Consider the following 23,009-nt stretch of genomic DNA (forward strand, 5'->3'; position numbering starts at 1 on the left):
GTGACTATGCAAACCTCCAATGCTGCAAACTCCAATCACAGCTTTATTCTCCGTTTTCTTTTGCTGCTTGCGCTGCCACTTGTTTTGACCACATTGGGTAGTGCGTACCTTTTTTCTGTTATGCAGAAAAACACCTTGCTAAGCACCGCCAGATTTTTTAACGATAGTACTGCGCAGCAATGGGATAACTCACTATCTTCGGTTGAGAGGCAAATAAATATCATCATTGCCGACATTACTGAGAATAATGGAGACCTTCCCCCGGAATTAAAACAACGTTATCGCGACATTTGGCAATACCTTCTTTACCCTGATGGCCCAATAAAAACCGTGTACTACATGCTTCAGGATAACAAGCATATCAATTTCTCTCTTCATCCTACCCCGATTGAGTTCAAAGAGTCGGAACGTCCATGGTACCGCAATGCTATCGAGCATCCCGGCATCAATATCTGGAGTTCCCCTTACATTGACGCGATTGAAAAAATGCCGGTCGTCACCCTTTCCCATGCTGTTTTTAATAACCAGGGGGAATTTCTTGGCGTGATTGGCATCGACCTGAACTTGAAAGTATTTTCAGCACGTATAGGGCGGATTCTGGAGAGTAGTAACAATGTTGTATATATGCTCTTTGACCGAGGCAGTAAGATGATTGTGGCTCACAGCGACCCTCAGGAAAACGGCAGTCGACTTGACCAACCATGGATTTCTGAATTGAAAGGCAGGAATGGTACCTTAATGAGTAAAAATGGTGATCTCATTTCATATCACGCCCTTCACAACAACCCATCGTGGCTGGTTATTACTGTATTTCCATTCGAGAGCGATATTTTGATTGGTGAGATACTGCCTACTATATTTATCACTCTGGTATTATCATTATCGATATTCACACTGGTTGCTATTATTTTCAGGCAACGTCTGGAGCATACAATCAGCACATTGGTACAAGTTGTTAGACAATTGCGTATCACCCCTCCAGGGCAACAAATTATTATCCCCAAGCTGGCAGGCATAGAGGAACTGGAGGATGAAATTGTAATGATTTCAGACAAAATGCAGGCCGAAACAGAAAAATCGCTGCGTGATGCATTAACCGGCGTGTACAACCGCCGTCATTTGGAAGAGGTGCTCGCAACTCTACATAAAGAAAATAGCCAATATATATTGGCGATTATCGACATTGATAACTTCAAAAAAATAAATGATACCTATGGTCATCCCATCGGTGATGCCGTTTTGAAACGCACCGCTCAGCTAGGTAGCCAATTGCTGGAGGAACAGGCAACCCTGTGCCGCTTTGGGGGGGAAGAGCTGGTCGCCATTTTTGAACAGACGGATATTGCTAGTGCACAGCAGTTGATGGAGCAGTGGCGTATCAGCATGGGGCAACAGGATTGGCGTGAAAAGGGCTTAAGCGTCTCCTTTAGCGGTGGCATTGCCGAATCCCTGAATGATGCGCCAGACAGTGTGATGGCCCGCGCCGATGCAGCCCTGTATCAGGCTAAACAAGCGGGCAAAAATCGCCTGCAACGGGCTTAAGCGCGGGGGTGGTGCTCACCGTGCAGCGCCTTGAGTCGCTCGTTGGCCACATGGGTGTAGATCTGGGTGGTGGAGAGATCCGCATGGCCCAGCAGCATCTGTACCACTCGCAGGTCGGCGCCGTGGTTGAGTAGATGGGTGGCGAAGGCGTGGCGCAAGGTATGGGGGGATAGCTCGCCGTTAATCCCGGCCCGCAGGGCATAGAGCTTGATGCGGTGCCAGAAGGTCTGGCGGGTCATCATACGGGCCTGCTTGGAGGGAAATACCACATCCGAAGTGGTGCCCCCCAGCAGCAGGGTGCGGGCCTCTCGGTAGTAACGCTCCAGCCAGTGCATCGCCTCCTCGCCCATCGGCACCAACCGCTCCTTGTTACCCTTGCCAATAACCCGCACCAAGCCCTGCCGCAAACTGACATGCTCGGCGGTGAGCCCCACCAGCTCGGAAACCCGCAAGCCGGTAGCGTAGAGCAGTTCCAGCATTGCCTTGTCCCGCAGCTCCAGCGGGTCATCCACCAGCGGCGCACTCAGCAACGCATCCACCTCCGTTTCGCTTAAATCGGAGGGGAGTTTTTTCGGCAGCTTGGGCCCCTCCAGCAGCACGGTCGGATCATCGCTGCGCAGCTTCTCACGGTTGAGATACTGATAGAAACGGCGCAAGGCCGAGAGAAAACGGGCGGTGCTGCTGGCCGCAAACTGGTGATCGACCCGCCAGGCGAGGTAGTGCTGGATCTCGTCCATCCCCGCCAGCAGCAGCGAGCTCCCCTGCTCGTCGAGCCAGAGGGAGAACTTCTCCAGATCGCTGCGATAGGAGCTGACCGTGTTGTCAGACAATCCCCGCTCCAGCCAGAGGGCATCGAGAAAGGGTTCAATCAGGGGATGGGGGTCGGGTTTGCTCATGGTGCGCTGCAATAAGGGGAAAGATGGCCCATTGTAACGCGCCAACTCCTTGGAAAGACAAGGCACTTTCATTGGAAAGATAAGGCACGTTTGCCACACCCCTTGCCGGGCGGTGAAGGTCGAATGGCAATCTGCTAGACTGGCGCCCTCCCCTTACGTTACCCATCGTGTTGCCAACATGGCGCAGCCCACACGAGCATGCGAGAACGCGCCAAAAGCAAGCGAGAAAGCGCCAACAGAGAGAAGAGCGATGAAGATTGGTCTGTTTTACGGTTCCACCACCTGCTACACCGAGATGGCTGCCGAGAAGATCCGCGCCCTCATCGGCCCCGAGCTGGTGGATATTCACAATATCAAGGATGTCTCCCTGCGCCTGATGGAGGATTACGAGGTCCTGATCCTCGGCATCTCCACCTGGGATTTTGGCGAACTGCAGGAGGACTGGGAGTCCCGCTGGGAAGATATCGCCGACCTCCATCTGGAGGGACGCATCGTGGCCCTGTTTGGCCTCGGCGATCAGCTCGGTTATGGCGAATGGTTCCAGGACGCCCTCGGCATGCTGCACGACCAGCTGGTGCCAAAAGGAGTCAAGCTGGTGGGCTACTGGCCCAACGAAGGGTACGAATTCGATGCCTCCAAAGCACTGATCGACGATGGCCGTCACTTCGTCGGGCTGGCCCTCGATGATGCCAACCAATATGACCAGACCGATCCGCGCATCGAGCAGTGGGTCGAGCAGATCCTGAGCGAAATCCACGCCCTGCTCTGATCTTTCCCACGTTTTGGCAAAACGACCCTGAGCGCCTGGCCCTGGCCGCCGGGCGCAGTTATCGCACCGATTTTCTCAATCGGTATCATCGCATGACGCTATAGCGACTTTTTTGTGCTGGTCTGCAACAATGGACTCGACATCCCATAACAATCAGAGCCGGATGTCGGAAGCAAACGGACAGACCAGAAAAGGATATTCTATGACCCCATTCTCCCTGTTGGCCCCCACCATCGCCCGTGACGTGCTCGATCACGCGCTGGCGCTGGGTGCCGATTTCGCCGAGCTGTTTGTCGAGCGCAAGCGCCGCAGCCAGCTCAGCCTGCTCTCCAGCCAGATAGAGAACATCAGCGGCGGCCTCGATTTCGGCATCGGCGTGCGCCTCTGTTACGGCCACAAGGTGCTCTACGGCTACACCAATCTGGCCAGCCGCGACGAGCTGCTGCGCATTGTCACCCTGCTGGCGGCCAAAGACCGCCGCGACCCCGTGGTGACCGCCACCGCCTTCGATTTCACCCGCCTGAACGATCGCAACCCGGTCGCGCTGCCGCTGTCGGCAGACAAGCTGCTGGAGCAGAAGATCGCCTATCTGCACGCCATGGATGCTGCGGCCCGCGCCGAGAGCGACAAGGTGAGCCAGTTCTCCGGCAACGTGCTGGGCTGGGAGCAGGAGGTGGAGATCTTCAACAGCGAAGGGGTGCAAGTCGCCGATCGCCGCCACTACAACCGCATCATGGCCCAGACCATCGCCATGGAAGGGAGCGAGCAGAGCGTCGGTTACGAGGCCCCCGGCGCCCTGATGGGCTGGGAGCATGCCGATCGCATCGATCCGCGCGAGCTGGCCCTCACTGCCACCCGTCAGGCGCTGGTGAAACTGGGCGCGGCTCCCTGCCCGAGCGGCACCCTGCCGGTCATCATGGAGAACGGCTTTGGCGGCGTCATCTTCCACGAGGCGTGTGGTCATCTGCTGGAGACCACCTCGGTGGCCAAGAAGGCGTCGGTATTCCACGACAAGATGGGCCAGCTCATCGCCAATCCGGTGGTCAATGCGGTGGACGAGGGACTGCAAGGCAACGCCTGGGGCTCCATCAACGTCGATGACGAGGGGATGGCGACCCAGCATACCCAGCTCATCAAGGACGGCGTGCTGACCGGTTTTCTGGTGGACAGAATGGGTGCCCTCAAAACGGGCTACGCACGCACCGGCTCGGGGCGGCGCGAATCCTACAAGTACGCCCCCACCTCGCGCATGCGCAACACCTATATCGAACCGGGCAACCACAGCCTCGACGATATGCTGGCCACCGTCGAACATGGCATCTACGCCAAGAAGATGGGGGGCGGCTCGGTACAGCCCGGCACCGGTGAATTCAACTTCAATGTGCAAGAGGCCTACCTCATCGAGCACGGCAAAATCACCAAACCGCTCAAGTCAGCCACCCTGATCGGTACCGGCCCGCAGGTGCTGAAAGAGATCTCCATGGTGGGCCGCAATCTGGCGCTGGCCGCCGGTATGTGCGGCTCTGTCTCGGGCTCGGTTCCCACCTCGGTGGGCCAGCCGGCCCTCAAAGTAGACAATATTCTGGTGGGAGGGAACGCCTGATGAGCCAACTTGACATGAACCAACTGCTCACCTGCCTGCTCGGCAAGGTGGCCGACCTCGGCGCCGAGGCAGACATCATCGCCAATCAGGAGAAGGCCTTCTCCCTCAAGGCAGACAAGGGCGAGCTGGGTGAATACAAGGTCACCAGCAGCCAGCAACTCGGTATTCGCCTGATCAAAGAGGGCCGGGTCGGCGTCGCCTACTCGGAATCCCTCGATGAGCTGGCGCTGGATGCCATGCTGCAGGATGCGCTCGATGCCAGCCGCTTTGCCAAGGTGGATGCGGACCAGCGCATCTCGGTGGCCAATAGCCGGATCACCACAGATTGCGCCGAGATCAACCAGCCCGATACCACGCCGGTTGAGGAGAAGATCGCTCTGGCCCTGCGCCTGGAATCTGACATGCTGGCCATGCCCGATGTGAGCGGCGCCCCCTACAACAGCTTCTTCGAAGGGGAGAGCCAGATCTGGCTCGCCAACAGTCAGGGTACCCTCTGCCAGCACGGCGAGTTCAGCGTCGGCTGCTACACCTCGGCGCTGGTGGAACGGGATGGCCGCCAGTCGATGCACTCGCAGGGCCAGTATGGCCGTCGCTTCGACGAGCTGGACAGTCAGGCCCTGATCGAGCAGATCTACGCCATCGCCGATGGCCTGCTGCCCGGTGAAGCGGTGCCGAGCGGTCGCTACAGCGTCATCTTCAGTACCAACTGCTTTGCCAGCCTGTTTGGCTGCTTTCAGGGCGTGCTGTCGGGCAAGTGGGCCCAGCAGGGGATCAACCCCTGGCGCAGCAAGGTCGGCCAGAGCGTGGCGTCACGCTGGCTTACTCTGGAAAGCCGGGTCTATATGCCGGGCGGCATGAACATCAAGGCGTTTGATGGCGAGGGGGCGGCCAGCTCGGATCTGCTGCTGATTGGCGAAGGGGAGCTGAAAACCCTGCTCCACAACAGCGCCACCGCCCGCCACTTTGGTGTGGCCAGCAACGGCTCGGCCGCCCGCGGCGCCCGCAGTGCCCTCGATGTGACCGCTCGCCATCTGGTGTTTGGCGCGGGCCCCCATAGCGAAGCGGAGGTGCAGAGCGGCGACTATCTGGAGCTGGTCAAGCTGGATGGCCTGCACTCCGGTGCCGATGCGGTGAGCGGTGACTTCTCCTTTGGCGCGTCAGGGTTCCTCTGTCGCGATGGCGTACGCCTGCAGCCAGTGCGCGGCATCACGGTAGCAGGCAACTTCTACCGCCTGCTGGGCGAGCTGGAAGCGGTCGGGGATACCCTGCACCACAACGACGGCAAGGGCTTCTACGCCCCGCAGATCCGTTTTGGCGGTCTCTCCGTCGCGGGCAAGTAAACGCCCCGACGAAACCTGCAAGCAAGAAAAAGGCGCCTTATGGCGCCTTTTTCTCGTTATCTCGTCCGCCTTGAGGCCTGACTCAGGGCGAGAGCGGCTCGCGATGATACTCGGCGCAGCCGCATTCGGGGCAGGTATCGAGCTGTTGTGGGTGTAGCACGGTATGGCGCCAGCCGCACTGGTCGCACACCATGACACCGAGCCCTACCCAATCACCCGCTTCGTAAACCCCCTTGTGCTCGAGCTCGTCGGCCAGCTCGCGCCACTCCACCTGGGCGCGGTCGGTCACATCCGCCAGCCAGGACCAGGCGGTGTCTTTCAGGGCCAGCATAAAGGCAGACTCTTCCACCTGCGCACTATCGTCATGGCGCCCCTCGTCATAGTTGCCCAGATCCCGCTTCACGTACTCGGCGATGAGCGCCAGTTCGTCCTGAGTCAGGTCGCTGGCAGCCTCCAGATAGGCCTGCACCTTGGCAATCATCCGGTTGAGGCGCTCCCCCTGGAACTCTTCAGTCTCTTGCCACTGTTTTTGCAGCTCGGCAATGAAGGCTTCGTACCCTTTTTGACGTTTGTCCATGGCTCTAACTCCTCTACTAAACCCTGATCTGGCCCGGCTTAAGGCCCAAGGGACGCTGGCGGTTGTTGCCGCCGCAGGATATGGGTATTCTATTGCGATTTCCCAGCTGATTTATCTATTCATTTCACAGATCCGGATGTCACCAATGCAAGAGCAATACGTTCCCCAATCAATCGAACCAGCAGCGCAAAAGCACTGGGATGCCAAGAAAACCTTCAAGGCCGTGGAGAAGGTAGACAAGGAGAAGTTCTACTGCCTGTCCATGTTCCCCTATCCGTCTGGTCGACTACACATGGGGCACGTTCGTAACTACACCATAGGTGATGTGATCTCCCGTTATCAACGCCTCAATGGCAAGAACGTGCTGCAACCCATCGGTTGGGATGCATTCGGTCTGCCGGCCGAGAACGCCGCGATCAAAAACAATACCGCGCCGGCGCCCTGGACCTACGAAAACATCGAATACATGAAGAACCAGCTGAAGATGCTGGGTCTGGGTTATGACTGGGATCGTGAAATCGCCACCTGCAAACCGGATTACTACCGCTGGGAGCAGTGGTTCTTCACCAAGCTCTACGAGAAGGGTCTGGTCTACAAGAAGACCTCCTCCGTCAACTGGTGCCCGAACGACATGACCGTACTGGCCAACGAGCAGGTGGTCGACAACTGCTGCTGGCGCTGTGACACCCCGGTGGAGCAGAAAGAGATCCCCCAGTGGTTCATCAAGATCACCGACTACGCCGAAGAGCTGCTCAGCGACATCGACAATCTGGAAGGCTGGCCGGAAATGGTCAAGACCATGCAGCGCAACTGGATTGGCCGCTCCGAAGGGGTCAACATCAGCTTCGCCATCGAAGATCAGGCTAAGCAGCTGGAGGTCTACACCACCCGTCCGGACACCTTCATGGGCGTCACCTATGTCGGTATCGCCGCCGGCCACCCGCTGGCCCTGCAGGCCGCCGAAAACAACCCGGAACTGGCCGCCTTTATCGAAGAGTGCAAGAACACCAAGGTAGCCGAAGCCGAACTGGCCACCATGGAGAAGAAGGGCATGGCCACCGGCCTCTATGCCATTCACCCGCTGGATGGCCGCAAGGTACCGGTCTGGGTCGCCAACTTTGTGCTGATGAACTACGGCACCGGCGCCGTGATGGCGGTTCCGGCCCACGATCAGCGTGACTTCGAGTTCGCCACCAAATATGGCCTCGACATCAAGGCGGTCATCAAGCCGGTTGATGGCGACGTCGACGTGAGCGACGCGGCTTACACCGAGAAGGGCGTGCTGTTCAACTCCGGCGAGTTCGACGGTCTCGACTTCCAGGGCGCCTTCGATGCCATCGCCAGCAAGCTGGAAGGGCTCGGCAAGGGCAAGCGTACCGTAAACTACCGTCTGCGTGACTGGGGTGTCTCCCGTCAGCGTTACTGGGGTGCCCCCATCCCGATGCTGACTCTGGCTGACGGTACCGTAGTGCCGACGCCGGAAGACCAGCTGCCGGTACTGCTGCCGGAAGACGTGGTGATGGACGGTATCCAGAGCCCGATCAAAGCTGATGCCGAGTGGGCCAAGACCACCTACAACGGTCAGGAAGCGTTCCGCGAGACCGATACCTTCGACACCTTTATGGAGTCCTCCTGGTACTACGCGCGCTACTGCTCTCCGGACTACGACAAGGGCATGCTGGATCCGGCGGCTGCCAACCACTGGCTGCCGGTGGATCAGTACATCGGCGGCATCGAGCACGCCTGTATGCACCTGCTCTACGCCCGCTTCTTCCACAAGCTGCTGCGTGACGCGGGTCTCGTGAACAGCGACGAGCCGTTCAAGCGTCTGCTCTGTCAGGGCATGGTGCTGGCCGACGCCTTCTACTACAAGGACGAGAAGGGCGGCAACGTCTGGGTCAGCCCGACCGACGTCAAGGTAGAGCGTGACGAGAAGGGTCGCATCACCAAGGCCATCGACAACGAAGGCCGTGAAGTGATTCACTCCGGTATGACCAAGATGTCCAAGTCCAAGAACAACGGCATCGACCCGCAGCTGATGGTCGAGCGTTACGGCGCCGATACCGTCCGTCTGTTCATGATGTTCGCCTCGCCGGCCGAGATGACCCTGGAGTGGTCCGACTCCGGCGTAGAGGGTGCCCAGCGCTTCCTGCGTCGCCTGTGGCGCACCACCTTCGAGCACGTCTCCGGTGGCGCCGTTGCCGCACTCGATGTAGCTGCCCTCTCCAACGAGCAGAAAGCCATTCGCCGCGAGCTGCACAAGACCATCGCCAAGGTGAGCGACGACGTGGGTCGCCGTCAGACCTTCAACACCGCCATCGCCGCCATCATGGAGCTGATGAACAATCTCTCCAAGCTGGGCAACGACGAGCAGGACCGCGCCCTGATGCAGGAAGCACTGGAAGCTGTGGTAGTCATGCTCTACCCCATCACTCCGCACATCGGCTTCGAGCTGTGGAAGATGCTGGGCAAGGGCGACGACATCGATCACGCAGCCTGGCCGGTGGCCGATGAAGCGGCCATGGTCGAGACCGAGAAGCTGGTGGTGGTACAGATCAACGGTAAGATGCGCGGAAAACTGACCGTGCCGGCCGAGATCAGCCAGGCCGACGTCGAGAAGCTGGCGATGGCTGATGCCTCCGTGCAGAAGTTCACCGACGGGCTGACCGTGCGCAAGGTGATCTATGTACCTGGCAAGCTGCTCAATATTGTCGCTAACTGATCGGTTGCCAACTGATGTCATACCATTTGGCGACCTTGGCTGACTGTGTGGCCACTCATGGGTAACGACGTACCGGCCCATGACAGCTCAACATTGTCGCTAACTAATTGGCTGCCAACTGATCATTGCCAATCTGTGACAGCAAACGGATGATAACGGCGGGCCCTGCGCCCGCCGCTTTCCCTTAATGCAAAGAGGATTTTCTATGGGCACCATCTTCACCCGCTGGATGGCCATCGTGCTGGCTGGTCTGCTGCTGCAAGGCTGCGGCTTTCACATGCGCGGCAACGGCATTCCGAGCGAGCTGATGACCATGAAGGTCGTGGGCGACAACAAGAGCGACTTCTACCGGATGGTTACCACCCGTCTGAAGGCCTCTGGCGTGACCCTGGCCGACAAGGAGGGCATTCCGGTGCTCACTCTGGGCGGCGTAGGCAGCACCAGTCAGGTCGCCTCGGTCAACGCGCTGGGGACGGACACCGAATATGTGCTGGGCTTTGGTACCCAGTTCACCATCTCGGTGCCGGGCAAGCCGACTCAGGTCTTCCCCATCAACTTCAACCGCAGCTTCCTCAACAAGCCGGATGCAGCGCTCGCCTCCTCCCGTGAGCAGGAGCAGCTCAACCGCGAGATGCAGGAGCAGGCGGCCAATCAGGTGATCCGGCAGTTGAGTCAGGTCAGCTTCTGATGCGGATTTACCCGGAACAATTTGGTGACCACCTCAAAGCAGGGCTTCGGCCCTGCTATCTCGTTTTTGGCGACGAGCCCCTGTTGCGACTGGAGGCCATCGATGCCATCCGTCAGATCGCCCGCAAGCAGGGTTTCGATGAGCGCCACACCTTCGTGGTGGAACAGGGGCTGGACTGGAATCAGGTCTACGATGCCTGTCAAGCCATGAGCCTCTTCTCCGCCCGCCAGATCATCGAGCTGGAGCTGCCCGCCAAGGTGGACAAGGATCTCGCTGCCCGCATCAGCGACATTGGCAAGCAGCTCCACCCCGACCTGCTGCTGGTGCTGAGTGGCGGTCGCCTCAACCAGACCCAGATGAAGGCAGCCTGGTTCGACAAGCTCTACCAAATTGGCACCTATGTGCCGGTCAACCATCCGGAGCCCAAGTTTTTCCCGCGCTGGATGAGCGCCCGTTTTGCGCGTTTCGGCCTCAAGGCGCTGCCGGATGCCATCAACTTCATGTGCCACTCCTACGAGGGCAACCTGCTGGCCGCCAGTCAGGAGATCGAGAAGCTGACCCTGCTCTCGCCGTCCCAGCCCATCAGCGTCACCTATCTGCAAGAGACCATTATCCGCCACGCCCACTTCACCCCGTTCCAGCTGGTCGATACCCTGCTGGAGGGCAAGGTGAACCGGGCCCAGCGCATTCTGGCCGCCCTGCGGGCCGAAGGCACCGAGCCGGGGATGCTGGCCTGGACCCTTTGCCGCGAGCTGGAGCAGCTGACCGAGCTGTCGTTGGCGATGCGCAACGGCCAGCCGCTGGGTGAGCACTTCAGCCGCCTGCGCATCTGGCAGAGCCGCCAGCAGCTCATTCAGCAAGCACTGACCCGACTGCCGTTTGCCAAGTTGCAGCAACTGTGGCAACTGATGGCCCAGCTGGACGATGCCCAGCGCCGCTTCGATACCGAACAGGCCTGGCTGATGCTGCAGACCATTGCCCTCGGCTTTCGTGATGGCACCCCGCTGCCGCTGGTGATGGAGAGCAGCCCGTGCTGAAGGCGCCCATTGGCCTGCTGGGGGGCACGTTCGATCCTATCCATATCGGCCATCTGCGCCCGGCCATCGAGGCGCGCGATGCCCTCGGGCTGGCCGAGATGCGGCTGATCCCGAACCATATCCCGCCCCACCGTGCCAATCCGTTCTGCTCCAGCGAACAGCGTCTCGCCATGGTCAAACTGGCGGCAGCGGAGAACCACCACTTTGTGGTAGATGAGCGGGAGCTGAGACGGGACAAGCCCTCTTACACCATCGATACCCTTATCGAGCTGCGTCATGAACTGCCCGATACGCCGCTCTGTTTTCTGATGGGGATGGATTCACTGCTGAGCCTGCCAAGCTGGCACCGCTGGCAGGAGCTGCTCGACCATGCCCATCTGGTGGTAAGCGTGCGGCCGGGCTGGCAACCGGATTATCCGGCCGGGGTGGCACAGTTGCTGGCGCGCCATCACACCACAGATGCCAACGCGCTGCATCAGCGTCTGGCCGGTCATATCTGGCTGGCGGACAACCAGCCCATCGAACTGTCAGCCACCCGACTGCGAGCCTTGCTGGATGAGGGGCAAGACACCCGCTACCTCTTGCCCGAGTCGGTTGCGCACTATATTGATCAACAGGGGCTCTACCGCGCCAACCGCCGCTAGCCCCTGTCGTAATCCTGCCCCACCCGATGGGAAACGGGAGTGACCATGATATAATCCGCCGCTCTGACGCAAACGCTGCGCGCCGGAATACAGGAGAGACTCATTGCAAGGCCAAGAATTGCATGCCTTTATCATCGACAAGATCGATGACATGAAAGGCCGCGACATCATCACCCTCGATGTACGTGGCAAATCCAGCATTACTGACACCATGATCATCTGTTCCGGCAACTCCAGTCGTCACGTCAGCGCCATTGCCCACCATCTGGCCAGCGAGGCCCGCCACGCGGGTCTGGATCTGCTGAGCGTGGAAGGGCAACTGAGCGGTGAATGGGTGCTGGTAGATATGGGCTCGGTGATCGTGCATGTGATGCAGGATGAACATCGTGACTTCTACCAACTGGAAAAGCTGTGGAGCGGTGCCGCTCAAATGAATACGCAATAAGAGCACAAGTGTAACGACCATGAAGATCCAGTTGATTGCGGTGGGCACCAAGATGCCCGCCTGGGTAGAGCATGGCTTCGAAGAGTATCGTCGCCGCTTCCCCAAAGACATGCCGTTTGAACTCGTCGAGATTGGCGCAGGCAAACGGGGCAAAAATGCCGACATTCCGCGCATCCTGCAGAAGGAAGGGGAAGCCATGCTGACGGCTGCGGGGCGCTCGCGCATCGTCACCCTCGACATTCCGGGCAAGCCCTGGACCACGGAGCAGCTGGCTACCCAGCTGGAGGCGTGGAAACTCGATGGCCGCGATGTAGCCCTGCTGGTAGGCGGGCCGGAAGGCTTGTCCCCCGAGTGCAAGGCTGCCGCCGAACAGAGCTGGTCACTGTCACCGCTCACCCTGCCACATCCGCTGGTGCGGGTGCTGGTGGCAGAGAGCCTCTATCGGGCCTGGAGCATCACCACCAATCATCCGTATCATAGAGAGTGAGCCATGCGTCTCTGGAGTCTCACCTCTCATATTCCCCCCTATCACAGAGAGTGAACAATGCAGTTCCTGCTCTTATTGCCCCCAAGGGTCTTGAGGTAAAGGCATGCTGAAACAACGCATCGAAATGCGCGATCACAGTGCCGAGGGCAATCTGTTCTTCCGGCGCACCCTGGTAGCCTACATCGGCATCGTCGTGCTGATGCTGGTGCTGCTGGGCAATCTCTATTATCTGCAGGTCGAGTCCTACGACACCTACCAGACTCGCTCCAACTCCAACCGAATCCGCGTGGTGCCGGTGGCGCCGCCACGGGGCCTCATCTATGACGCCAACGGCGTGCTGCTGGCGGAAAACCGCCCGGTCTACAGTCTGGAAATTGTGCCGGAAGAGACCAAAGATCTCGAAAAAACCGCCGACCAGCTGATCACCCTGCTGGGTCTGCCGGAGGGTACCAAGGAGAAGTTCCTCGCCGAAGTGAAACGCCAGCGCCGCTTCAAGCCGGTCCCCCTCTACGAGAAGCTGACCGAATATCAGGTAGCCCTCTTCTCGGTCAACCAGCACAACTACCCGGGCGCCAGCATCGAGGCCTACCTCAAACGCTACTACCCGTTTGGTGACACCCTCACCCACGCTTTGGGCTATGTGGCCAAGATCAACACCCGTGACGTGGAGCGCCTCGAGAAGGAAGAAAAACTCGCCAACTATGCGGCCACCAAGGATATCGGCAAGCAGGGGGTGGAGAAGTATTACGAGGATGAGCTGCACGGCGTGGCGGGCTATCAGGAGGTCGAGGTGAACAACCGCGGCCGGATTGTCCGTACCCTCAAGTTCCAGCCGCCTATTCCCGGCAAGGATATCTACCTCAATATCGACGTCCGGATGCAGCTCAAGGCCCAGCAACTGCTGGCCGGCCAGCGCGGCGCCATCGTGATGATGGACCCGAGAACCGGCGCCATCATCGCCATGGAGTCGAGCCCCAGCTATGACCCCAACCTGTTCGTGACCGGCATCTCCAGCGCCAACTACTCGGCGCTGCTCAACGATCCGGCGCGGCCGCTGGTGAACCGCACCACTCAGGGCATTTATGCCCCAGCCTCCACCGTCAAACCCATGATGTCGGTGATGGGGCTCAACGAGGGGGCCATTACCCCGGGCTACCGCTATTTCGGCGGCCCGAGCTTCTCCATTCCCGGCACCACCAAGAAGTTCCGCGACTGGCGTCGCTGGGGACACGGCTGGCTCGATGTCTATCGCGCCATCGAGGTCTCGGCAGATACCTATTTCTACGATCTCGCCTATCGGGTCGGCATCGACAAGATCCACAGCTACATGACCAAGTTCGGCTTCGGTCAGTACAGTGGCGTCGACCTCTATGAAGAGACCAAGGGGGTCATGCCGTCCCGTGACTGGAAAATGGCCCGCTGGCGTCAGCCCTGGTATCAGGGGGACACCATCTCCATCGGTATCGGTCAGGGATACTGGAGCGCCACGCCAATCCAGCTGGCCAAGGCGATCAGCATCCTGACCCAGAACGGTCACGATGTGACCCCGCACCTGCTCAAGAGCACCGCCTCCCAGGCGGGAGTGGTCGATGCACCGATCAACCCGAACATGGCGCTCAAAACCAAGAGCGACAGCTACTGGCAGGTGGCGCGTGAGGGGATGTGGCGAGTGATCAACGGCCACGAGGGTACCGGCCGTCGCGCTTTTGCCAACACCCCCTATGTGGCGGCAGGCAAGTCCGGCACCGCCCAGGTGGTCAACATGAAAGAGAATCAGGTCTACAACGCCAAAACCATGAAAGTGGAGCACCGCGACAATGCCCTGTTTGTCGCCTTTGCCCCCTATGAAACACCCAAGGCAGTCGTGGCACTGGTGCTGGAAAACGCCGGTGGTGGCAGTACCAATGCGGCACCCGTTGCTCGCCAGATGCTGGATGCCTATCTGCTGCCCCCTGATCCGCAACTGCCACCGGCACCGGAAAAGCCGTCCCAACCGAGTGAGGTCGCTCCCAATGAGTAATTCTGCCCGCCAGCAGAGCATCTGGTACAAGCTGCATATCGACTTGCCCCTGCTGCTCGGTCTGCTGGCCGTGATGACCCTCTCCATGGTGGTGCTCTACTCCGCCTCCGGTCAGGATATGGACTCCATCGTGCGCCAGCTGGTGCGCGGCGGTCTCGCCTTTGCCCTGATGATCGGCCTGGCCCAGCTGCCCCCCTCCCTCTACGCCCGCTGGTCGGTGCCGCTGTTCGCCGTGGTGGTGCTGATGCTGATTGCGGTGGACGTATTCGGCCACATCGGCAAGGGGGCCCAGCGCTGGCTCGATCTGGGCTTTATGAAGTTCCAGCCCTCCGAGGTGATGAAGCTCTCCATGCCGATCATGGTGGCCGCCTGGCTCAGTCGCCACTCGCTGCCCCCCAAGTTCAGCCATGTGGTGATCGCCCTCATCATGGTGCTGCTGCCCACCCTGCTGATCGCCGCCCAGCCTGACCTTGGCACCTCCATTCTGGTGGCCGCCTCCGGCTTCTTCGTCATCTTCCTGGCGGGGCTCAGCTGGTGGCTGATCGGTTTGGCGGTCCTGCTGATGCTGGCCTTTATGCCGGTGCTCTGGTTCTTCCTGATGCACGACTACCAGCGCCAGCGGGTGCTGATGCTGCTCGACCCGGAGAAAGACCCGCTCGGCCGCGGCTACCACATCATCCAGTCCAAGATTGCCATCGGCTCCGGCGGCGTCTTTGGCAAGGGGTGGCTGCAAGGGACCCAGTCCCAGCTGGAGTTCCTGCCCGAGCGCCACACCGACTTCATCTTCGCGGTATTCAGCGAAGAGTTCGGTCTGGTGGGGGTTGCCCTGCTGCTGGTGCTCTACCTCTACGTCATCAGCCGCTGCCTGTTTATCTCGATGCAGGCCCAGAACAGTTTCGAGCGACTGCTGGGCGGCGCCATCACCCTCACCTTCTTCGTCTATGTGTTCGTCAACATGGGCATGGTGAGCGGCATCTTGCCGGTGGTAGGGGTGCCCCTGCCGCTGGTGAGCTATGGCGGTACCTCCATGGTGACCCTGATGGCCGGCTTTGGCATACTGATGTCCATCCAGACTCATAGAAGACTGCTCGCCTGATGAGACGGGTCGGATTGCTGCTCTCGCTCGCCACCACGATGGCGACCGCCGCTGTGGCGCCGGATCGGTTGGCCCTGCTCGCCGAACAGCAACAGGTGCCGCTGGCGGAGTTGCAGGCCGCGGTCGCCCGCGCCCAGTTGCGCCAAGAGGTGCTCGACACCATCAGCAAGCCGTGGGAGGCCAAACCCTGGCATCGCTACCGGCCGCTGTTTGTTACCCCGGATCGCATCCGTGATGGCCAGCAGTTCTGGCAACAACATGCCGAGACGCTGGCTCGCGCGGAGCAGACCTATCGGGTGCCCGCCTCGCTCATCGTGGCCATCATAGGGGTAGAAACCTTCTATGGTCGCCAGATGGGCCGTCATCCGGTGCTCGATAGCCTCTACACCCTGGGGTTCCACTACCCGGAGCGCAGCGACTTCTTTGCCAAGGAGTTTGCCCAGCTTGTGGTGCTGGCCAAAGAGGAAGGGTGGCAACTCGATACCCTCAAGGGCTCCTATGCCGGCGCCATGGGGATGGGGCAGTTCATGCCCTCCAGCTATCGCCACTACGCCGTCGATTTTGACGGGGATGGCAAGCGGGATCTGTTTGCCAACCCGGTCGATGCCATCGGCAGCGTGGCCAACTATTTTGCCAGTCACCAGTGGCGCTGGGGCGAATCCGTGGTGGAACCGGCCCAGATCGGGTTGATGGCAGTCGAACCTCTACTCAGGCCTGAGCCCGAGTTAACACAACAGTGGTCAGAACTGGCGGCGGCAGGGATTGAGCTCGCCACGCCGCTGGCCCCACAGACGCCGGTCAAGTTGCTGGCGTTTGCCCAAGCCGATGGACCGGAATACTGGGTCGCACGGCATAACTTTTATGTGATCACCCGTTACAATCGCAGCCCACTCTATGCGATGGCGGTGTATCAACTTAGCCAAGCCATTCAGGAAGCGTATGCATCTTCGTCACAAACTCCTCCCGCTCAGCCTGAGCTTGTTGCTGGCCGCCTGTAGCAGCCAGCCGGAACAGAGCGCCCCCGTCGAGCCGCAAGCACCGGTCAGCAAGCCACCCGTTATCGAGATCCCGCAAGCCACCGGCGCCATTCCGCGCCCCGAGCCCCTGAGTGCCAGCGGCAACCGGGACTACTGGATCGGCAAGCAGAAGCATGAGGTGTGGCGCGACATCAAACACTACAGCGAAGAGGGCACCGCCAGCTGGCTGTCGCCGGATCTGGACGGCCAGAAGACCGCCAACGGCGATGTGCTGGACAGCAAGCTGTTCAGTGCCGCCCACCGCAACCTGCCCATCCCGAGTTATGTGCGGGTCACCAATCTGGACAACGGGCTGGAAACCATAGTGCGGGTCAACGATCGCGGTCCCTTCAACAGCCCGCGCCTGATCGACCTCTCCTACGCAGCGGCCAAGCAGCTGGAGATGGTCGATAGCGGTGAGGCCCGAGTACGGCTGGAGCTGATCAGCGACACTCCGGATCAGATGGTGATCATGGAGCCAATGAAGCCCATCGAAATGACTCCGACCACTCCGGCTGCGGCCTCCAACACGCTGTCGCAAGATGGCTTCTTGGGTGAACCAACCGCACTGGCGATGGCCACTCCCGCTGCCGAACCCGCTCCCGTCAAGGCACCCGCCGCCAAGCCCGCCAAAGCGGCACCTGTCAATCCAGCGCCAGCCAAGGCCGCAGCGCCTGCCAGCAGTGGTGATGGCAAGATGATCCAGGTACTGGCCAGCGGCTCCCGGGATCGGGCCGAGGCGATGGGCAAGGTGATGACCCAGCGTTACGGCGTGCCCTACCGGATCGATGCCCATGGCGCCATTTTCCGGGTGCTGATTGGCCCGGTCGCCGCCGACCAGCAGGCAAGTGTGCTGGAAAAAGTACGTCAGGGCGGGCTGGAACAGGCCTTTATCGTGCCCTGATCGCCCCCCTTTGCCGCGGATGTGACTAACCGCTTACTCACTGTCATCACGTCGTTTTATGGCGTGATGACAGGGAGTGATGGATAAAAAACCAGTTCAGATCGCCATCTCGGGCTATAACCTGCGGGCGCATCTGGTATAGTTAGGCCCGCATTTTATCCCCATCTGGCTCGCAGGAATTTCAAGATGTCCAAATTTGCCCGTTCAGTTCTTCTGGCCTCACTGATCAGCGTAACCGCCCAGGCCAATACGCCGGTGCCGACACCAACCCCGAATGCCATGCCCATGGTGGTTCCCGCCGCGCCGGAGATCTCCGCCAAGGCCCATATTCTGATCGACTACTACTCAGGTCAGGTGCTGGCCGAGCAGAACGCCGAAGAGCGTCTGCCGCCTGCCAGTCTGACCAAGATGATGACCTCCTACATCATCGGCCAGGAGCTGCTGAAGGGGAACATCAAGCGCACCGACATGGTGACCATCAGCCAGAACGCCTGGTCCAAGAACTACTCTGACTCCTCCAAGATGTTTATCGAGGTGGGCAAGCAGGTCTCCGTCGATGATCTCAACAAGGGCATCATCATCCAGTCCGGCAACGATGCCTGCGTCGCCATGGCCGAGTTCCTGGCGGGCAGCACCGACTCCTTCGCCAGCCTGATGAACAGCTGGGCCGCCAAGCTCGGTATGAACGACAGCCACTTCATGAACCCGCACGGTCTGGATGCGGAAGGTCACTACAGTACCGCTCACGACATGGCCCGTCTGGGTCAGGCGCTGATCCGCGACCTGCCGGAGGAGTACAAGATCTACTCCCAGAAATCCTTCGTGTTCAACGGCATCACCCAGCACAACCGCAACCGCCTGCTGTGGGATCAATCCCTGCAAGTGGATGGCATCAAGACCGGCCACGTCAGCCAGGTCGGCTATAACCTGGTCTCCTCTGCCACCAACAACGAAGGCATGCGCCTGATCGCCGTGGTACTGGGCGCCAGCAGCGAAGCCTCCCGCGCCGCCGAGAGCAAAAAACTGCTCACCTATGGCTTTCGCTTCTTCCAGAGCCTGACCCCGTACAAGGCAGGCACCGAGCTGGTCACCCAGAAGATCTGGATGGGCGACAAACCGGAAGTGAAACTGGGCGTCGACAAAGATGTCTCCGTGCTGGTCACCCGCGGTCAGGGCAACAACCTGAAGGCTGACTTCCAGCTCGACAGCGAACTCAAAGCGCCGCTGGCCAAGGGTCAGCGCGTCGGTACCGTGTTCCTGAAGCAGGGCGACAAAGAGATCAAGCAGGTGCCGCTGGTCGCCCTGGAAGAGGTGCAGGAAGGTGGCTTGATGAGCCGTCTGTGGGACTACCTGGTACTGCTGGTCACCAGCTGGTTCAAGTAATCCAACGCACAATCCTCACCAAACAGCGGCGCCAACAGGCGCCGCTGCTGTCTGTGACGGACAAAGGCAGTGAATAACCCTGTAAACTGCAGGTTCCGCCTCACCCTGATTTGTGGTAAAAAGCAGCACTTCCATCCTTGTCTGACCGATCCTGGCCTTGATCCCGGTCCGGGCAGCGCCCATATAGTTATGAGCCGTGCCCATATAGACTTGAAATGGCGGCCTCCACGGGCCATCGGCCACTAGCCATCCAAGATGAAGTCATCCCGGTGATGACGCAAAAGGTGAGTAAATGAATACCAAGTTTGATGAACTGCTGGAGTTTCCCTGCAAATTCCCGTTCAAGGTACTCGGCGTTGCCGACCCGGCACTGCCGGAAATGGTGGTTGAAGTGCTGCAGCAGCACGCCCCCGGCACTTACAGCCCGACAGTCCAGCCCAGCTCCAAGGGCAACTACCACTCGGTCCGCGTGACCGTGACTGCCCAGAGCAAAGAGCACATCGAAGCGATGTACCACGCCCTTGGCAAGATCGAGCTGGTGAAATACGTACTGTAATTTCTCTCTCGCCCCGTTCTGCGGGGCGACTGTTTTTGGCCGCAGCACGCCGCGAGGACGCCATGTCATCCCAGATCCCCGCCCAGTCCAGCCTGATTGTCAGGCAGCTGGGTCGCCGCCCCTACCAGCCGGTATGGGACGCCATGAAAGCCTTCACCGACAACCGCACCAGCGACACCCCGGACGAGTTCTGGGTGGTCGAGCACGATCCCGTCTACACCCAGGGCCAGGCCGGCAAGGCCGAACACCTGCTCAATCCGGGCAATATCCCGGTGGTGCAGAGCGATCGCGGCGGTCAGGTGACCTATCACGGCCCGGGCCAGCTGGTGCTCTACGTACTGGTGGATGTCCGCCGCTGCAAATTCTCGGTTCGCGAGCTGGTGACCGCGCTGGAGACAGCCATCATCAATACCCTCGCCAAAAGCGATATCCAGGCCTATGCCAAGGCCGATGCCCCCGGGGTCTATGTGAAAAATGACCTTGGCATGGAGGCAAAACTGGCCTCGCTGGGTCTGCGCATCCGCAAGGGGTGCTCGTTCCACGGGCTGGCCCTCAACATCAACATGGACATGACCCCCTTCCTGCACATCAATCCGTGCGGCTATGCGGGCATGGCCATGACCCAGACCAGCGCCCTGGGCGGCCCGCAAAGCGTGGCCGAGGCGCAATCCATTCTGGTGGCCGAACTGGCCCGCCTGATTGGCTATCAAACAATAACAAACACCGAGAGTGAATCATGAGCAAACCCGTTCGTATGGAGCCGGGCGTCAAGCTGCGCGATGGCGACAAGATGGCCCTGATCCCGGTGAAATTCATGCCGGATCCCAACGAAGAACTCCTTCGCAAGCCGGACTGGATGCGGATCAAGCTGCCCCCCTCCAGCCAGAAGATCGAACACATCAAGAGCACCTTGCGCAAGAACAAGCTGCACTCGGTGTGTGAAGAGGCCTCCTGCCCCAATCTGGCGGAGTGCTTCAACCACGGCACCGCCACCTTCATGATCATGGGCGCCATCTGCACTCGTCGCTGCCCCTTCTGCGACGTGGCCCACGGCCGCCCGCTGGCACTCGATCCGGAAGAGCCGAAGAAGCTGGCGCAGACCATCAAGGAGATGAACCTCAAGTATGTGGTGATCACCTCGGTGGACCGCGACGATCTGCGCGACGGCGGTGCCCAGCACTTCGCCGACTGCATTCGCGAGATCCGCGAGCACAGCCCGCAGACCCGCATCGAGATCCTGACCCCGGACTTCCGTGGCCGGATGGAGCAAGCGCTGGAGGTGTTCCGCGAAACCCCGCCGGATGTCTTCAACCACAACCTAGAAACCGCACCGCGCATGTATCGCGTCGCCCGCCCGGGTGCCGACTACAAGTGGTCACTGGAGCTGCTGCGCCGCATCAAGGAGATGCACCCCCACGTTCCGACCAAATCCGGTCTGATGATGGGCCTTGGCGAAACCAACGAAGAGATCGTCGAGGTGCTCAAGGATCTGCGCGCCCACGGCGTCAACATGCTGACCCTGGGTCAGTATCTGCAGCCGAGCCGCCACCACCTGCCGGTGAAACGCTACGTGCCGCCAGCAGAGTTTGACGAGCTGAAATATGTCGCCATGGAGTTGGGCTTTACCCACGCAGCCTGCGGTCCTTTCGTTCGCTCTTCCTACCATGCTGATCTGCAAGCCAAGGGCGAAGAGGTCAAATGATCTCGCACGACAGAGTGGCCAAGTAACCACCACCCTCGCAATAAAAAAGAGCGCCCATTGGCGCTCTTTTTGTTGGTATCACTGACCGTTGCGGCTTGATCTACTCATCAGCCGTGGTCGAAGATCCCCTGCTGATGCCAGCGTTGCAGTTGGGCCAGCACCCGGGTCTCTCGCGCCGTCCACTGGGGACAGGGCCCCGCCAGCTGGGTCTTGTTGGTCTGCAGCGCCTCGTCGAGGGCAAACCAGCCGGGCACGAAGCCAAGGCGGATCTCGTAGGGCTGCGGCTGCGGGGCCACCAGATGATCGCCAATCCGGCACAAGTAGTAGAGCGAGCGGATGCAGTAGGCATCGAACCCCGGCTCGCGGGCGGCGCGATATTCACGGGTCTCGCCAAGCAGGCCCCCCACTTCCCGCAGCTCGGCACCGCACTCCTCCAGCAGCTCGCGAGCGAGCGCCACATGGTGGCTCTCCCCCGCTTCAATGCCGCCCCCAGGGAACATCAGATCGCCGTTGACCCGGGAGTGGACCAGCAGCAGCTCGTCGCCACGGGGCACCACGGCGCGCACTGTGAGGCGCTCCAGGGTGCGGCCATCGGTACGTACCTCGCCATGAACGAAAGAGAGATCGAACGGATTGGGCCAGCAGCTGGCCGGGGAGAGCATCGTCATCACTGCCTCAGGGCCGGTAGTTGCCATGCTTGAGCTGCTCGACAATTTCGGCAGCCCGCACATCGTAACCATCCTGCTCTGTCTTGCTCAGGGTGTGGTAGATGCCAAAACGCTTGGCTGAGACCTCGGGGCTATCCTGAAACGATTCGCTCACCTTGCCCCACAGATAGGCCAGCCCATACTGTTTCTGGCCCATATAGAGGGTGCTGAGGGAGGTGAATATGCGGCTGTTCAGCTTGTCCCCCTCCTGATAGAGGGAGAGCCCGTGCTGCAGGGTGGCAATGGCCTTTTCGGGGTCGCTCTTGGCGTAGATACCGCCGAGCGCCAGTTGCAACTCGGGTTCATCCAGCGCCTTGGTGCCTTCCAGCGCTATAAACTGCTGGCGAGCCAGCTCGTTGGTGTTGTTGGTCCAGTGCCAGAGCAGCAGGTAGGGATCTTGTGAATTGCGGGTCGCCGCATCGAGCTGGGCCAACTGATCCCCGGCCGCCAGCATGCCCTCGACCCGTGGACTCTTCTGCTCACGGGCATTCTTGTACTCGATGTTGGTGGAGCGCTCGGCACATTTGAGATAGCGCTCAAGGTTACGCATCAGCTCATACTTGCGCCGATCCGTCCCCTCTTCCTTGAGATAGAAGCGACTGCGGATCACATCGGTACGCTCGTAGCGGCACCAGCCATCGTCCACCAGATCCTGACAGAGCTCGGCATGGTTGCTGCAGATATTGTGGATCCGATCGTCATTGCAGCCAGCCACGGCAAGGCCGACTGAAAGCATGATGAAGGTCTGTCGCAGGGGGAAATTGGCCATGGTTCACATCTTGTTGGTAACGCGGGCTGGTAACAACTGGCACCTTTACGGGCCACCTCCGGCTAGCAAACCGGTTACATATCCATTACAATGCGCGCGCCATATA

Annotated in this window: 22 protein-coding genes; 18 read left to right on the forward strand and 4 right to left on the reverse strand. The window is 60.0% G+C overall.

Annotation, left to right across the window (positions count from 1 at the left end):
• Window positions 1-6: 6 nt before the first annotated feature.
• Window positions 7-1,542 carry a sensor domain-containing diguanylate cyclase gene (locus ACTG2B_RS16335; protein WP_069526433.1) on the forward strand — a complete coding sequence of 512 codons (1,536 nt, stop codon included), beginning with the start codon at window positions 7-9 and terminating at the stop codon, window positions 1,540-1,542.
• Here the strand turns inward: ACTG2B_RS16335 and xerD are convergent.
• Window positions 1,539-2,438 (reverse strand): site-specific tyrosine recombinase XerD, encoded by a 900-nt coding sequence (gene xerD / locus ACTG2B_RS16340; protein WP_429202237.1) that lies wholly within the window; start codon window positions 2,436-2,438, stop codon window positions 1,539-1,541. The two genes, ACTG2B_RS16335 and xerD, sit on opposite strands and share 4 nt — an antisense overlap.
• A gap of 250 nt (window positions 2,439-2,688) precedes the next feature.
• Between xerD and fldB the strand changes: the two genes are divergently transcribed.
• From fldB to ACTG2B_RS16355, 3 genes are all read left to right on the forward strand, one after another.
• Window positions 2,689-3,207, forward strand: coding sequence for a flavodoxin FldB (gene fldB, locus ACTG2B_RS16345; protein ID WP_429202239.1), 519 nt, complete (start codon window positions 2,689-2,691; stop codon window positions 3,205-3,207).
• 202 nt (window positions 3,208-3,409) lie between these two features.
• Entirely contained in the window at window positions 3,410-4,810 is a 1,401-nt protein-coding gene (locus tag ACTG2B_RS16350) for a TldD/PmbA family protein (RefSeq protein ID WP_429202241.1), read from the forward strand.
• Window positions 4,810-6,150 (forward strand): TldD/PmbA family protein, encoded by a 1,341-nt coding sequence (locus tag ACTG2B_RS16355; protein ID WP_439996439.1) that lies wholly within the window; start codon window positions 4,810-4,812, stop codon window positions 6,148-6,150. Before ACTG2B_RS16350 ends, ACTG2B_RS16355 begins: the two co-directional genes overlap by 1 nt.
• A gap of 82 nt (window positions 6,151-6,232) precedes the next feature.
• Here ACTG2B_RS16355 and ACTG2B_RS16360 read toward each other — a convergent pair whose 3' ends face one another.
• Window positions 6,233-6,727 (reverse strand): zinc ribbon-containing protein, encoded by a 495-nt coding sequence (locus tag ACTG2B_RS16360; RefSeq protein WP_005335155.1) that lies wholly within the window; start codon window positions 6,725-6,727, stop codon window positions 6,233-6,235.
• A 145-nt stretch (window positions 6,728-6,872) separates the two neighbouring features.
• On the opposite strand from ACTG2B_RS16360, the gene leuS reads away from it, so the two are divergent.
• The 14 genes from leuS (at window position 6,873) to lipA (ending at window position 21,427) form a co-directional block, all read left to right on the forward strand.
• Window positions 6,873-9,449, forward strand: a complete 2,577-nt coding sequence (gene leuS, locus ACTG2B_RS16365) for a leucine--tRNA ligase (protein WP_439996441.1) — start codon at window positions 6,873-6,875, stop codon at window positions 9,447-9,449.
• Window positions 9,450-9,654: 205 nt separating this feature from the next.
• Complete coding sequence (locus tag ACTG2B_RS16370; protein WP_005335160.1) at window positions 9,655-10,137, forward strand: LPS-assembly lipoprotein LptE; 483 nt, start codon at window positions 9,655-9,657, stop codon at window positions 10,135-10,137.
• Entirely contained in the window at window positions 10,137-11,174 is a 1,038-nt protein-coding gene (gene holA, locus ACTG2B_RS16375) for a DNA polymerase III subunit delta (RefSeq protein WP_439996442.1), read from the forward strand. The genes ACTG2B_RS16370 and holA overlap by 1 nt, the downstream gene beginning before the upstream one ends.
• Entirely contained in the window at window positions 11,168-11,818 is a 651-nt protein-coding gene (gene nadD / locus ACTG2B_RS16380; RefSeq protein WP_193860148.1) for a nicotinate-nucleotide adenylyltransferase, read from the forward strand. The genes holA and nadD overlap by 7 nt, the downstream gene beginning before the upstream one ends.
• Before the next feature lie 103 nt (window positions 11,819-11,921).
• A complete protein-coding gene (gene rsfS / locus ACTG2B_RS16385; protein ID WP_005335165.1) occupies window positions 11,922-12,263 on the forward strand; it encodes a ribosome silencing factor in 342 nt (113 codons plus the stop codon).
• A 19-nt stretch (window positions 12,264-12,282) separates the two neighbouring features.
• Window positions 12,283-12,750 carry a 23S rRNA (pseudouridine(1915)-N(3))-methyltransferase RlmH gene (rlmH, locus tag ACTG2B_RS16390; RefSeq protein ID WP_076493650.1) on the forward strand — a complete coding sequence of 156 codons (468 nt, stop codon included), beginning with the start codon at window positions 12,283-12,285 and terminating at the stop codon, window positions 12,748-12,750.
• 103 nt (window positions 12,751-12,853) lie between these two features.
• Entirely contained in the window at window positions 12,854-14,770 is a 1,917-nt protein-coding gene (gene mrdA / locus ACTG2B_RS16395) for a penicillin-binding protein 2 (RefSeq protein ID WP_040066816.1), read from the forward strand.
• A complete protein-coding gene (gene rodA, locus ACTG2B_RS16400; protein ID WP_005335170.1) occupies window positions 14,763-15,866 on the forward strand; it encodes a rod shape-determining protein RodA in 1,104 nt (367 codons plus the stop codon). Before mrdA ends, rodA begins: the two co-directional genes overlap by 8 nt.
• A complete protein-coding gene (gene mltB, locus ACTG2B_RS16405) occupies window positions 15,866-16,864 on the forward strand; it encodes a lytic murein transglycosylase B (RefSeq protein WP_069554125.1) in 999 nt (332 codons plus the stop codon). Before rodA ends, mltB begins: the two co-directional genes overlap by 1 nt.
• Window positions 16,806-17,786: a septal ring lytic transglycosylase RlpA family protein gene (locus tag ACTG2B_RS16410; RefSeq protein ID WP_128816657.1), complete on the forward strand. Its 981-nt coding sequence runs from the start codon at window positions 16,806-16,808 to the stop codon at window positions 17,784-17,786. Before mltB ends, ACTG2B_RS16410 begins: the two co-directional genes overlap by 59 nt.
• Before the next feature lie 186 nt (window positions 17,787-17,972).
• Window positions 17,973-19,169 (forward strand): D-alanyl-D-alanine carboxypeptidase family protein, encoded by a 1,197-nt coding sequence (locus ACTG2B_RS16415; RefSeq protein ID WP_005335176.1) that lies wholly within the window; start codon window positions 17,973-17,975, stop codon window positions 19,167-19,169.
• Window positions 19,170-19,461: 292 nt separating this feature from the next.
• Window positions 19,462-19,725, forward strand: coding sequence for a DUF493 family protein YbeD (gene ybeD / locus ACTG2B_RS16420; protein WP_005335178.1), 264 nt, complete (start codon window positions 19,462-19,464; stop codon window positions 19,723-19,725).
• A 62-nt stretch (window positions 19,726-19,787) separates the two neighbouring features.
• The gene (gene lipB / locus ACTG2B_RS16425) at window positions 19,788-20,465 is read left to right on the forward strand and encodes a lipoyl(octanoyl) transferase LipB (protein ID WP_040066806.1); all 678 of its coding nucleotides are present in this window, start codon (window positions 19,788-19,790) and stop codon (window positions 20,463-20,465) included.
• Complete coding sequence (gene lipA, locus ACTG2B_RS16430) at window positions 20,462-21,427, forward strand: lipoyl synthase (protein WP_439996443.1); 966 nt, start codon at window positions 20,462-20,464, stop codon at window positions 21,425-21,427. Before lipB ends, lipA begins: the two co-directional genes overlap by 4 nt.
• A 107-nt stretch (window positions 21,428-21,534) precedes the next feature.
• On the opposite strand, the gene ACTG2B_RS16435 is transcribed toward lipA, so the two are convergent.
• Window positions 21,535-22,095 carry an NUDIX domain-containing protein gene (locus tag ACTG2B_RS16435; protein ID WP_439996444.1) on the reverse strand — a complete coding sequence of 187 codons (561 nt, stop codon included), beginning with the start codon at window positions 22,093-22,095 and terminating at the stop codon, window positions 21,535-21,537.
• Window positions 22,096-22,102: 7 nt separating this feature from the next.
• Entirely contained in the window at window positions 22,103-22,903 is an 801-nt protein-coding gene (locus ACTG2B_RS16440) for a DUF2989 domain-containing protein (protein WP_439996445.1), read from the reverse strand.
• Window positions 22,904-23,009: the final 106 nt, after the last annotated feature.

The organism is Aeromonas sp. 30P, from assembly GCF_051919805.1.
In the GTDB taxonomy this organism is placed as follows: Bacteria; Pseudomonadota; Gammaproteobacteria; order Enterobacterales; family Aeromonadaceae; genus Aeromonas; species Aeromonas veronii.

Coding starts and splice junctions, on each gene's coding strand:
- ACTG2B_RS16335 (WP_069526433.1), top strand. CDS start 7: ATGCAAACCTCCAATGCTGCAAACTCCAATCACAGCTTTATTCTCCGT.
- xerD (WP_429202237.1), bottom strand. CDS start 2,438: ATGAGCAAACCCGACCCCCATCCCCTGATTGAACCCTTTCTCGATGCC.
- fldB (WP_429202239.1), top strand. CDS start 2,689: ATGAAGATTGGTCTGTTTTACGGTTCCACCACCTGCTACACCGAGATG.
- ACTG2B_RS16350 (WP_429202241.1), top strand. CDS start 3,410: ATGACCCCATTCTCCCTGTTGGCCCCCACCATCGCCCGTGACGTGCTC.
- ACTG2B_RS16355 (WP_439996439.1), top strand. CDS start 4,810: ATGAGCCAACTTGACATGAACCAACTGCTCACCTGCCTGCTCGGCAAG.
- ACTG2B_RS16360 (WP_005335155.1), bottom strand. CDS start 6,727: ATGGACAAACGTCAAAAAGGGTACGAAGCCTTCATTGCCGAGCTGCAA.
- leuS (WP_439996441.1), top strand. CDS start 6,873: ATGCAAGAGCAATACGTTCCCCAATCAATCGAACCAGCAGCGCAAAAG.
- ACTG2B_RS16370 (WP_005335160.1), top strand. CDS start 9,655: ATGGGCACCATCTTCACCCGCTGGATGGCCATCGTGCTGGCTGGTCTG.
- holA (WP_439996442.1), top strand. CDS start 10,137: ATGCGGATTTACCCGGAACAATTTGGTGACCACCTCAAAGCAGGGCTT.
- rlmH (WP_076493650.1), top strand. CDS start 12,283: ATGAAGATCCAGTTGATTGCGGTGGGCACCAAGATGCCCGCCTGGGTA.
- mrdA (WP_040066816.1), top strand. CDS start 12,854: ATGCTGAAACAACGCATCGAAATGCGCGATCACAGTGCCGAGGGCAAT.
- rodA (WP_005335170.1), top strand. CDS start 14,763: ATGAGTAATTCTGCCCGCCAGCAGAGCATCTGGTACAAGCTGCATATC.
- mltB (WP_069554125.1), top strand. CDS start 15,866: ATGAGACGGGTCGGATTGCTGCTCTCGCTCGCCACCACGATGGCGACC.
- ACTG2B_RS16410 (WP_128816657.1), top strand. CDS start 16,806: ATGCATCTTCGTCACAAACTCCTCCCGCTCAGCCTGAGCTTGTTGCTG.
- ACTG2B_RS16415 (WP_005335176.1), top strand. CDS start 17,973: ATGTCCAAATTTGCCCGTTCAGTTCTTCTGGCCTCACTGATCAGCGTA.
- ybeD (WP_005335178.1), top strand. CDS start 19,462: ATGAATACCAAGTTTGATGAACTGCTGGAGTTTCCCTGCAAATTCCCG.
- lipB (WP_040066806.1), top strand. CDS start 19,788: ATGTCATCCCAGATCCCCGCCCAGTCCAGCCTGATTGTCAGGCAGCTG.
- lipA (WP_439996443.1), top strand. CDS start 20,462: ATGAGCAAACCCGTTCGTATGGAGCCGGGCGTCAAGCTGCGCGATGGC.
- ACTG2B_RS16435 (WP_439996444.1), bottom strand. CDS start 22,095: ATGACGATGCTCTCCCCGGCCAGCTGCTGGCCCAATCCGTTCGATCTC.
- ACTG2B_RS16440 (WP_439996445.1), bottom strand. CDS start 22,903: ATGGCCAATTTCCCCCTGCGACAGACCTTCATCATGCTTTCAGTCGGC.